We start from the raw sequence: 11,732 nt of genomic DNA on the forward strand, positions 1-11,732 counted from the left end.
CTCGGAGCCGTTGGCGTTTCGGTGCCGACTCACCCGGGGACTTTCGTCCCTTTGTGCCAGCTGACGACCCCGCTGGACTGATATCGGGACTTTGGGCCCTGGAAGTCAGCCGGCGATCCGCTACATTCGAGGGATGGCAATGCTCGACAGCAACGATGCAGTTCCCGCGCATGCCGCGTCTACCGGCAAGAAGCCGGGCGTCGGCGCGCCGCTGGCGAATATTGTCGCGCCCTTCACCAAGACCGCGGGGTACTACGCGCGCTCCTGGGGCGCATACCTCGACGGCGGTAGCGGCGAGTTGCCGGTCGCCCGACCGACCCTTTCGCTGGCCACCCACGCCCTGCGGGACGAGATCGTTCTGGTCGGGCTGCGTATGCGCCGTCCGCTCAGCGACGCAGCGGTCTACGACAAGATCAACGCCGAAGTCGTCAAAGCCATCGACTTCTACGGCAAGCAGGGCTGGCTGGCCAGGCCGGAGGGTTTCTTCGCCGCGCCGCCCGCGCCGACCAATGTCTCGATCCGGACGTTCGGCAAGGGCAACCGCACACACGAACGGATGTCATTCGACAGCGGCTACGCGCCGTATGCGAAGGAACCGGGCCGCCAGCGGTGGCTCAGCTACACCGGCAACCGCCGCGAGTACGCGCTGATGCTGCGCCACAGCGAGCCCCGGCCGTGGCTGGTGTGCATCCACGGCACCGAGATGGGCCGCGTGAACCTCGACCTCACCTTGTTCCGGGCGTGGCATCTCCACGAGGCATTCGGCCTCAACGTCATCCTGCCGGTGCTGCCCATGCACGGCCCGCGCGCCAAAGGCCTGCCCAAGGGCGCGGTGTTCCCCGGCGAGGACGTGATGGACGACGTCCACGCCACCGCGCAGGCGGTGTGGGACGTGCGCCGGGTTCTGGCCTGGATCAGGTCGCAGCAGCCCGACGCGCGGATCGGGGTGAACGGCATCTCGCTGGGCGGCTACATCGCCGCCCTGGTCGCCAGTCTCGATGAGGACCTGACGTGCGCCATTCTCGGCGTACCGCCGGCCAATCTGGTGTCGATCCTGGGCCGGCACGCCGGACTGAGCGTCGACGATCCGCGGCACCGGACTCTGGAGCTGGCCGCACCGATCGGCGACATGATCTCGCCGCTGTCGCTGCAAGCGAAGGTCGCGCCGCAGGGCCGGTTCATCTACGCCGGCGTGGCCGACCGGATCGTGCACCCGCGCGAGCAGGTGCTGGGCTTGTGGGAGCACTGGGGGCGGCCGGACATCGGCTGGTACCGCGGCGGGCACACCGGGTTTTTTCAAGCCCGTCCGGTCCAGCAGTTCGTGGACGCCGCACTCGTGCAGTCGGGGCTCGTAGACCGGGGATAGAGAGAGTCTCCAGCGGAGATCGAAGTCCTCATAGTGACCGCCGCTGGAATCCCCTCTTGTCCAGCGGCGGTCCTTCGTTCGCGTCACCAGGACACAAACAAAGAGGATGCCCCGTGTTGCCGTCGGGTCGGGGGGTCAGACGGCAACACGGAGCTATCCAATACATCTGTTGCCCGTACAGGTTCGTTACAAACCCGCGGAAACTTTTTTCGATTTTTTTCTACGCCTCGAGAATCGCGGTCACGCCCTGGCCGCCTGCCGCGCAGATGGAGATCAGCCCGCGCACCGGTTGGCCCGTCTCCTTGTGCTTTTCCGCCAGCTGTTTCGCCAGCTGGGCCACGATCCGGCCGCCGGTCGCGGCGAACGGGTGGCCGGCTGCAAGCGAGGAGCCGTTGACGTTGAGCTTGGAGCGGTCGATCGCACCCAGTGCACTATCCAAGCCGAGACGCTCCTTGCAGTACTCCTCGGACTCCCACGCCTGCAGGTGGGCAAGCACCACCGACGCGAACGCCTCGTGGATCTCGTAGAAGTCGAAGTCCTGCAAGGTCAGGCCGTTGCGGGCGAGCAGGCGAGGCACCGCGTACGTGGGTGCCATCAGCAAGCCGTCGGCGCCGTTGACGTAGTCGACGGCGGCGGTCTCGGAGTCGACGAAGTAGGCCAGCGGGGTCAGCGAGTGTGACGTTGCCCACTCATCGCTGGCGAGCAGTACCACCGAGGCACCGTCGGTGAGCGGCGTCGAGTTGCCCGCCGTCATCGTCGCGTCACCGTTGCGCACGCCGAACACCGGCTTGAGCTTGGCCAGCTTCTCGGCGCTGGAGTCGGCCCGCAGGTTGTTGTCCCGGTACAGCCCGAGGAAGGGGGTGACGAGGTCGTCGAAGAACCCGGCGTCGTAGGCCGCGGCCATCTTGCGATGGCTTGCGGCGGCCAGCTCGTCCTGATCGACGCGCTTGATGCCCATCTGCTTGGCGGTGATCGCGGCGTGGTCGCCCATCGACAACCCGGTGCGAGGCTCGCCGTTGGTCGGGATCTCGATGCCGAGGGAGGCGGGCAGCTTGCCGACCAGCTTGAGCCGGTCCACGTTCGACTTGGACCGGCGCAGATTGAGCAATGTGCGACGAAGTTCGTCGCCGAGTCCGATCGGGGCGTCGGAGGTGGTGTCCACGCCGCCCGCAGCCGCGGCCTCGTAGCGCCCGGCTGCGATTCCGTCGGCGGCGGCGATCGCGGCCTGCAGACCGGTTCCGCAGGCCTGCTGCAGATCGATGGCGGGGGTGTACGGCGAGAGCTGGCTGCCGAGCACACTTTCCCGCATCAGGTTGAAGTCGCGGCTGTGCTTGAGCACCGCGCCGCCGATCACCGCGCCGAGCTGCTCGCCGGCCAGTCCGAATCGGTCCACCAAGCCGCCGAGCGCAGCGGTGAACATGTCCTGGTTGGACGCCTGCGCGTATGCGCCGTCGGAGCGTGCGAACGGAATGCGGTTGCCGCCGATCACGGCGACCCGGCGGCTGTTTCCAGTGGTAGAGGCCACGTCAATCTCCCCTTTGGGTTCGGTTTGAGAGGGGGTATACCCACCCATACTAAACACGGTCCTTACTCTGGAGTAAGTTCGTTCCCGGTCCACCCGCATCGCAACTCGAAAGGCATGTTCGTGGCTTCCGACCTTTTCTCGCAGATCGTCAACTCAGCGCCGGGCTCCCTGCTGGCCAAGCAGCTCGGCATTCCGCAGCCCGAGACGCTGCGCCGCTACAAAGCCGGTGAGCCACCGCTGGCCGGTTCGCTGCTGATCGGTGGTGACGGCCGCGTGGTCGAGCCGCTGCGCGCGGCGTTGGCCGAGGACTACGACGTGGTCGGCGACAATCTGGGTGGCCGCTGGGCCGACTCGTTCGGCGGGCTGGTCTTCGACGCCACCGGCATCACCGAGCCGGCCGGACTGCGCGGCCTCTACGAGTTCTTCACCCCGCTGCTGCGCAACCTCGGCCATTCGGGTCGCATCGTCGTGATCGGCACCACCCCCGACCAGGCGGGCAGCGCCAACGAGCGTATCGCCCAGCGCGCCCTCGAAGGATTCACCCGGTCCCTGGGCAAAGAGGTCCGCCACGGGGCCACCGTCTCGCTGGTCTACCTGTCGCCGGCGGCGAAGCCCGCTGCGACCGGCCTGGAGTCGACGCTGCGGTTCCTGCTGTCGGGCAAGTCGGCCTACGTCGACGGACAGGTCTTCTATGTGGGCGCCGATGATTCCACCCCGCCCGCCGACTGGGACAAGCCCCTCGAGGGCAAGGTCGCGATCGTCACGGGTGCGGCCCGCGGCATCGGTGCCACGATCGCCGAGGTGTTCGCCCGTGACGGCGCCAAGGTGGTCGCGATCGACGTCGATAGCGCGCGTGACGCGTTGAGCGAAACCGCTGTGAAGGTGGGCGGCACCGCCCTGCCGCTGGATGTCACCGCCGAGGACGCCGTGCAGAAGATCACCGACCACCTGCGCGAGCACTACTCCGACCACAACGGCGGCCGCGCCGACATCCTGGTCAACAACGCAGGGATCACCCGCGACAAGCTGCTGGCCAACATGGACGATGCCCGCTGGGATGCGGTTGTTGCGGTGAATCTTCTTGCACCGCAACGCCTGACCGAAGGTTTGATCGAGAACGGCAGCATCGGCGAGGGCGGGCGGATCATCGGGCTGTCCTCGATGGCCGGCATCGCGGGCAACCGCGGCCAGACCAACTACGCGGCCACCAAGGCCGGCATGATCGGCCTCACCGAGGCGCTGGCGCCGTCGCTGGCCGAGAAGGGCATCACGATCAATGCCGTCGCACCGGGTTTCATCGAGACCGCGATGACCGCCGCGATCCCGCTGGCGACCCGTGAGGTCGGCCGCCGGCTGAACTCCCTGTATCAGGGCGGCAAGCCGGTCGACGTCGCCGAGACCATCGCCTACTTCGCCAGCCCGGCGTCGAATGCCGTGACCGGCAATACGATCCGAGTCTGCGGCCAGGCCATGCTGGGAGCCTAGGGTGAGCACCGTGACCGAACAGCCGAGCGGACTGCGCAACATGCTGCGCGCCGCGGCGGGCTCGCTGCCGTTCATCCCGCGCAGCGATCATCTGCCCACCCGCACCCTGACGGTCGATGACCTGGCCATCGATCCGTCCAACGTCGCCGCCTACGCGGCGGTCACCGGCCTTCGCTTCGGCGACACCGTGCCGCTGACCTATCCGTTCGTGCTGACGTTTCCCACCGTGATGGCGCTGATCACCGGTTTCGACTTCCCGTTCGCCGCCATGGGCGCGGTCCACGTGGAGAACGAGATCACCCGGTACCGCCCGATCGCGGTCACCGACACCGTCAAGCTCAAGGTGCACGCCGAGAACCTCCGCGAGCATCGCAAGGGTCTGCTGGTCGACGTGATCGCCGACATCCACGTGGGCAACGAGCGCGCCTGGCATCAGGTCACGACGTTCCTGCACCAGCAGCGCACCAGCCTGTCCGGTGGACCCAAGCCCGAGCCGCCCAAGCGGCCGAAGCTGCCGTCGCCCAATGCGATCCTGCGGATCAGCCCCGGCCAGATCCGGCGTTACGCATCGATCGGCGGCGATCACAATCCGATCCACACCACATCGGTCGGCGCGAAACTGTTCGGCTTCCCCACTGTGATCGCACACGGGATGTTCAGTGCGGCAGCGGTTTTGGCGAATATCGAAGCGCAGATCCCCGACGGGGTCCGCTACTCGGTGAAGTTCGGCAAGCCGGTCATCCTGCCTGCCACCGCCGGGCTCTACGTCGACCGGGTGACCGATGGGTGGGACATCTCGATGCGCAACCTGAGCAAGGGATACCCGCACCTGACCGGAACGGTTCGCGGGCTCTAGGAAGTCGCGGGTGCGGCTTCCTTGTCCGAGGGGGCGCCTTTGAGGCCACGCCAGAACAGGTTGATCAGCATGTCGGCGGCCTCGTCGACGTCGGCGTCACCTGCGCTGACGCGGGCCGCGACCGCCTCACCCGCGCCCACCAGGGCGACGGCCATCATGTGGAAGTCGGTGCCGGGCTCAGGATGTCGAGTGCCTGCCTCCAGCAGCCGGGCCACCATGTCGATGATCTTCTCGCGGCCCTCGCGGACGGTGTGCGCGAACGCCTGCGAGCTGGTCGCCTGGGTGTAGAGCACGATCCAGGACGCTCGGTTGGCGTCGATGTAGCGCAGCACCGACAGAATCACGCTGCGCAACAGGTCATGTGGGCTCTGCTTGAGGTCGATGTCCTCACGCACCGCTTCGATGAAGCGGCTGAGTTCGCGGGCCAGGCAGGCCCCGAACAGTTCTTCCTTGGAGCCGTAGTACAAATACAGCATCGGCTTGGAGATCTGCGCCTCACCGGCGATGACGTCCATCGACGTCTCGTGATAGCCGTTGACCGAGAACATCTGTACAGCGGCGTCGAGCATCTGCTGCTCCCGCACGGCACGGGGCAACCGCTTGGTGCCACCCGCCATATCACCGCCTCCCGCCAGACCCCGCATCGCTGTGTCCGTGATCTCTCAGGCTAACCGCCGCAGCGGGGACTTTGCCCTTTCAGACGCGCCATTCGCAACACCGAAGTCTCGATCGCGGGCAGCGACAGTTCACCCGCGTTGACCGCCTTCTCGAGCCGGTCGAGCACCGCGGGCACCTCGTCGGTCGTCACCCACAGCGCCACGTCGGTGCCGGCCTGCAGGCTGCGCAGCACCGCCTCGGCGACCCCGTACCGATCGGAGATGGCCGCCATGCTGGACAGATCGTCGCTGAAAACCGGCCCATCGAAGCCCGGGCCGCCGTAGCCGCCGCTGCGCAGCAGACCCACCGCCGCGGCACTCAGACTTGCCGGCGTCGTCCCGGTCAGCCCCGGCACCTCGAGGTGACCCACCATGACGGCGACGGGCGCCTCCGTCGTCAACGTGCGGTAGGGCACCAGGTCGCTGGCCATGAGGGCGTCCAGCGGCGGGGTGGTGACCGCCCCGGCAGTGTGCGAGTCACCCGAGCCGTGTCCGTGGCCGGGGAAGTGCTTGAGCACCGGGAGCAGGCCGGCGTCACGCAGACCGCGGGCATACGCACCGGCGTATTCGGTCACCTTCGCCGGGTCGTCGGAGAAGGAACGGTCTCCGATCACGGTGTCGTCCGGGGCGTCGGTGACGTCGACGACGGGCGCGAAGTCGATGGTGATGCCGAGGCCGCGCATCTTCTTTCCTCGGTCCAGGGCCAGCTGGTACACCTGGTCGGCAGTCTGGGTCTGTGCCAGCACCCGCGCCGACGGGGCGTCGCCGATCAGCGACGTCAGCCGCTGCACCCGGCCGCCCTCTTCGTCGACGCTCACCGCAAGCGGGAGCGGGCCGGCGTTGGCGTAATCCGGCAGCGAGCCGTCGGTCAGCATCGACAGGTCGGTCCAGCTGCCGATGAAGATGCCGCCGACGTGATAGGTGTCCACCACGTTGCGCGCGTCGGCGGCGCCCTTGACCCCGACCATCAACACCTGGGCGAGCTTGTCGCGGGTCGACATCGCACTGAGCAACGCGGGGCCATCGCCACACGCCGGGGGCGCCGGAGAGGCAGGCGCCGGGACCGGTCCGGCCATCGGCACCGAACTGGCCGACGACGGCGTGCTGACCGGGGCCGACGACGACGCCGCGGGGCGCGACGCCGTCCCTGAGCAGCCGACAAGCAGCAGGGGTAGTGCTGACAGGGCCGCGACTCCGCGAATCGAGAACAGGCGGTTAGGCATCCGCACATGCTGTCACGGCCCTCGCCGAGGGCCAACCAAGATTGGCCGCGTGCTAGGTTTGCCAGCGGGTATTCACCCGTGACATTGCCGGTCTTCACCCGATGATCTGCACCGTCCCAGCACCGCGAGGAGAAGCGACCATGACCCGGTTCGTGGTTCCTGCCGCCGCCAGCATCGTGGTCGGTCTGCTGCTCGGAGCCGCCGCGATCTTCGGCGTGACGTTGATGATCCAGCAGGACACCAAGCCGCCGCTGTCGCCTGGCGACCCTGCGTCGTCGGTGCTGAACCGCGTCGAGTACGGCAACCGCGGCTAGCCTGAGCACGCTCACCGCCGCCTCCCCCGCGGTCACGGAGGCGCCCATCACGACCCCGCCGCTATCGCGGCGCTGGCTCTCCTGTGTCTTCCTCGTCGCGCTGGTGTTGTGCTTCGCCCAGTCGCCGGGACTGATCTCGCCGGACACCAAGCTCGACCTGACCGCCAACCCGCTGCGTTTCCTCACCCGCGCGGCCAACCTGTGGAACAGCGACCTGCCGTTCGGGCAGGCGCAGAACCAGGCCTACGGCTACCTCTTCCCGCACGGGGCGTTCTTCCTGCTCGGCGACACCCTCGGATTGCCCGGCTGGGTCACTCAGCGGCTCTGGTGGGCGTTGCTGCTGACTGCCGGATTCTGGGGCTTGTTGCGGGTGGCCGAGGCTCTCGGCATCGGGACGCGATCGTCACGCATCATCGGTGCTCTGGCGTTCGCCCTGTCTCCACGGGTGCTGACGACGCTGGGGTCGATCTCATCGGAGACGCTGCCGATGATGCTGGCGCCGTGGGTGCTGCTGCCGGTGATCCTCGCGCTGCGCGGCGGGGAGGGAAGGTCGCTGCGAATACTCGCCGGGCGGGCCGGTCTGGCGCTGGCATTGATGGGCGCGGTCAACGCCGTCGCGACGCTCACCGGCTGCCTGCCCGCGATCATCTGGTGGCTGTGCCATCGGCCCAACCGGGTGTGGCTGCGGTTCAGCGCCTGGTGGGCGCTGGCCTCGGCCCTAGCGGTCACGTGGTGGGTGGTCGCGCTGCTGCTGCTGGGCCGGATCAGTCCGCCGTTCCTGGACTTCATCGAGTCGTCCGGGGTCACCACGCAGTGGGCGTCGCTGACCGAGATGCTGCGCGGCACCGACAGCTGGACGCCGTTCGTCTCGCCGAACGCCACCGCCGCGGCCGAGCTGGTGACCCAGCCGGCGATGGTGCTGGCCACGACTCTCGTCGCGGCGGGTGGGATGGCGGGGCTGGCGCTGCGATCCATGCCGGCCCGTGGACGGCTGATCATCATGCTGCTCACCGGTGTGGTGCTGCTGGGCCTCGGCTACTCCGGTGGACTCGGCTCGCCGGTGGCGCAGCACGTGCAAGCCTTCCTCGACGCGGCGGGCGCCCCGCTGCGCAATGTCCACAAGCTCGAGCCGGTGATTCGCCTTCCGCTGGTGTTGGGACTGGCACACCTGCTCAGCCGAATCCCGCTGCCCGGCAGCGCGCCCCGGCCGGTGTGGGTGCGCGCGTTCGCGCATCCCGAGAACGACAAGCGGGTGGCGGTCGGCATCGTGGTGATGGCCGCGCTCATGGTCGCCACGTCGATGGCATGGACCGGCAGGCTCACCCCGCCCGGTGCATTCCGCGCAATCCCGGACTACTGGCACCAGGCGGCGGACTGGCTGACCAAGAACAACACCGGTCAGCCGACACCGGGCCGGGTGCTGGTGGTTCCCGGTGCGCCGTTCGCCACCCAGGTCTGGGGTAACAGCCATGACGAGCCGTTGCAGGTGCTCGGCGAAAGCCCATGGGGGGTACGCGATTCCATCCCGTTGACTCCGCCGCAGACGATTCGCGCACTGGATTCGGTGCAGCGGCTGTTCGCCGCGGGCCGGCCCTCGGCGGGGCTTGCCGACACCCTGGCCCGGCAGGGCATCTCCTACGTGGTGGTCCGCAACGACCTGGACCCGGACAAGTCGCGCTCGGCCCGCCCGCTGCTGGTGCACCGCGCCATCGACGGATCGCCCGGGCTGCAGAAGGTGGCACAGTTCGGCGAGCCGGTCGGACCGGGCACCCTGGACGGCTTCATCAGCGACAGCGGGCTTCGGCCACGCTATCCCGCAGTCGAGATCTATCACGTTGGCGCCCAAGGTAATCCGGCGACACCATATTTGACCGATGCGAACCGGATGGCCCGGATAGATGGCGGTCCCGAGGTGCTGTTGCGTCTCGACGAACGCCGCAGGCTGCTCGGACTGCCCCCGCTCGGCCCGATGCTGCTGACCTCCGATGCCCAGCGCGCCGGGCTCCCGGTGCCGGTGGTCACCGTGACCGACACCCCCGTCGACCGCGAAACCGATTACGGCCGGGTCGACGACCACTCGTCGGCGGCCCGGGCCGAGGGCGACCACCGCAACACCTTCAACCGGGTGCCCGACTACCCGGTTCCCGGTGCCAAGCAGGTCCACGGCGCCTGGACCGGTGGGCGGCTGTCCGCGTCGAGCTCGTCGTCGGACGCCACCGCGCTGCCCAACGTCGCGCCGGCCAGCGGACCCGCCGCCGCCATCGACGGCGACTCCGCCACCGCGTGGGTGTCCAACTCCTTGCAGTCCGCAATCGGACAGTGGCTGCAGGTCGACTTCGACCATCCGGTCACCAATGCGACACTGACGATCACCCCGAGCGCCACCGCCGTCGGCGCTCAAGTCCGCCGACTGCAGGTGTCCACCGAAAACGGAACCACCACAGTGCGTTTCGACGAGCCGGGCAAACCTCTGACGGTGGCGCTGCCGTACGGCGAGTCACCGTGGGTCCGGATCACCGCGATCGGCACCGACGACGGTTCGTCGGGCGTGCAGTTCGGCATCACCGACCTGTCGGTGACCCAGTTCGACGCCTCCGGATTCGCCCATCCCGTCGACATCAGGCACAGCATCGTCGTGCCCGGCCCGCCCGGTGGGTCCGCGATCGCCGCGTGGGATCTGGGCTCCGAACTGCTCGGCCGGCAAGGCTGCGCGGATTCCCCCGACGGAGTGCACTGCGCGGCGTCGATGTCTCAGGCTCCCGAGGAGCCGGTCACGTTGAGTCGCACGCTGACCGTGCCCAAACCGATCGACGTCACCCCCACGGTCTGGGTGCGCGCCCGGCAGGGACCGCACCTCGCGGACCTCATCGCCCAGCCCGGCACCGTCCGCTCACGCGCCGACGCCGATCTGATCGATGTCGACGGATCCGCCTATGCCGCAACCGATGGCGACCCACGTACCTCGTGGACGGCACCACAGAACGTGGTACAGCATCGCAGTGCCCCCACCCTGACAGTCACCCTGCCGAAGCCGACCGAGGTCACCGGGCTGGTGCTGACCCCGAGCTCGTCGGCGCTGCCCACCCATCCCACGATGGTGGCCGTCGACCTCGGTGACGGGCCGCAGGTCCGCAGGCTGGACGGCGGACCGGATGCCGGCGCGCAAACCGTCACGCTGCATCCGCGGCTGACGGACACCGTCCGGATCAGCTTGCTCAACTGGAATGACGTGATCGACCGCACCGCACTCGGTTTCGATCAGCTCAAGCCGCCCGGTCTGGCCGAGGTCGGGGTGTTGGGCCCGGACGGCAAGCCCGTCGCGGCGGCCGATGCGGCCACCAATCGCAAACGCACCATCGAGATCCCCTGCGGCCAGGGACCGATCGTGGCGGTCTCGGGCCGGTTCGTGCAGACCTCGGTGACCACCACCGTCGGCGCCCTGCTGGACGGTGAACCCGTACCGGCCCGCGCGTGCGACCCGGCGCCGATCGCTCTGCCCGCCGGCCAACAGGAGCTGCTGATCAGCCCCGGCTCGGCATTCGTGGTGGACGGAGTCCAGCTGTCCGGCCCGCTGGCAAGCCAGATCGCCACCGCAGCAACGACTCCCGCCGACATCACCAGCTGGGGTGCCGACCGGCGGGAGTTCAACGTCAGCCGGGCGCCCACCGCACGCGTGCTGGTCGTCCCGGAGAGCGTGAACCCCGGCTGGGTGGCCCGACTGCCGGACGGGGTCACCCTCACGCCGGTCATCGTCAACGGCTGGCAACAAGGCTGGGTGGTGCCTGCCGGTGAACAGGGCACCGTCACGGTCAGCTTCCCGTCCAACCGGGTCTACCGGATCGGTCTGGCCGTCGGCCTTTCGCTGCTGCCGCTGCTCCTGCTGCTGACGTTGGTGCCGCCACGACGGCCGCCGACAACCTACGAGCCGGCCCGGCCCTGGGCGGTTCCCCTGCTGGCCGGCGCCGGGGTGCTGGCCGCCGGTGGGTTGATCGCCGGCCTCGGCGGCCTGGCGGTGTTCGGGACCGCGATGCTGCTCGGATACCTGCTTCGCAGCCGGGCCCGGCTGCGCGACCGGCTGACGCTGGCGGCCAGTGCCTGCGGGCTGATCGCGGCGGGCGCGCTACTCTCGCGCTACCCGTGGCGCTCGGTCGACGGCTATATCGGCCACTCTCCCTGGGTCCAGCTGCTGGCGCTGATCGCGGTCGGCGCCCTGGCTGCCTCGGCGATACCGCGACCGATTCCACAGCCGGAGCCAACTGACAGCGAAACCGACGACGGCACAAGCATTTCGCACTAGGGTTTCACCC

General features: G+C 68.7%; 8 protein-coding genes. 5 read left to right on the top strand and 3 right to left on the bottom strand.

Annotation, left to right across the window (positions count from 1 at the left end):
- Positions 1–139 precede the first annotated feature (139 nt).
- Complete coding sequence (locus tag BST42_RS04740) at positions 140–1,366, top strand: alpha/beta hydrolase family protein (protein WP_110918498.1); 1,227 nt, start codon at positions 140–142, stop codon at positions 1,364–1,366.
- 220 nt (positions 1,367–1,586) lie between these two features.
- On the opposite strand, the gene BST42_RS04745 is transcribed toward BST42_RS04740, so the two are convergent.
- Positions 1,587–2,939: an acetyl-CoA C-acetyltransferase gene (locus tag BST42_RS04745; protein WP_276009633.1), complete on the bottom strand. Its 1,353-nt coding sequence runs from the start codon at positions 2,937–2,939 to the stop codon at positions 1,587–1,589.
- Positions 2,940–3,005: 66 nt separating this feature from the next.
- Here BST42_RS04745 and BST42_RS04750 point away from each other — a divergent pair, with 66 nt between their 5' ends.
- Both BST42_RS04750 and BST42_RS04755 read left to right on the top strand, forming a co-directional pair.
- The gene (locus BST42_RS04750; RefSeq protein ID WP_083117423.1) at positions 3,006–4,376 is read left to right on the top strand and encodes a 3-oxoacyl-ACP reductase; all 1,371 of its coding nucleotides are present in this window, start codon (positions 3,006–3,008) and stop codon (positions 4,374–4,376) included.
- Between the two features lie 40 nt (positions 4,377–4,416).
- The gene (locus BST42_RS04755) at positions 4,417–5,232 is read left to right on the top strand and encodes a MaoC/PaaZ C-terminal domain-containing protein (RefSeq protein ID WP_083117867.1); all 816 of its coding nucleotides are present in this window, start codon (positions 4,417–4,419) and stop codon (positions 5,230–5,232) included.
- On the opposite strand, the gene BST42_RS04760 is transcribed toward BST42_RS04755, so the two are convergent.
- A complete protein-coding gene (locus BST42_RS04760) occupies positions 5,229–5,849 on the bottom strand; it encodes a TetR/AcrR family transcriptional regulator (RefSeq protein WP_083117424.1) in 621 nt (206 codons plus the stop codon). The genes BST42_RS04755 and BST42_RS04760 overlap by 4 nt on opposite strands.
- A gap of 50 nt (positions 5,850–5,899) precedes the next feature.
- Positions 5,900–7,111 (bottom strand): glycoside hydrolase family 3 N-terminal domain-containing protein, encoded by a 1,212-nt coding sequence (locus BST42_RS04765; protein WP_083117425.1) that lies wholly within the window; start codon positions 7,109–7,111, stop codon positions 5,900–5,902.
- A gap of 140 nt (positions 7,112–7,251) precedes the next feature.
- Here BST42_RS04765 and BST42_RS04770 point away from each other — a divergent pair, with 140 nt between their 5' ends.
- Together BST42_RS04770 and BST42_RS04775 are read left to right on the top strand one after the other, a co-directional pair.
- On the top strand, positions 7,252–7,425 hold the full coding sequence (locus BST42_RS04770; RefSeq protein WP_071948071.1) for a DUF2613 domain-containing protein: 174 nt from the start codon (positions 7,252–7,254) through the stop codon (positions 7,423–7,425).
- A gap of 46 nt (positions 7,426–7,471) precedes the next feature.
- Positions 7,472–11,722, top strand: coding sequence for an alpha-(1->3)-arabinofuranosyltransferase (locus tag BST42_RS04775; protein ID WP_083117426.1), 4,251 nt, complete (start codon positions 7,472–7,474; stop codon positions 11,720–11,722).
- The last annotated feature ends 10 nt before the right edge of the window (positions 11,723–11,732 follow it).

The organism is Mycolicibacterium rhodesiae, assembly GCF_002086695.1.
GTDB lineage: Bacteria > Actinomycetota > Actinomycetes > Mycobacteriales > Mycobacteriaceae > Mycobacterium > Mycobacterium rhodesiae.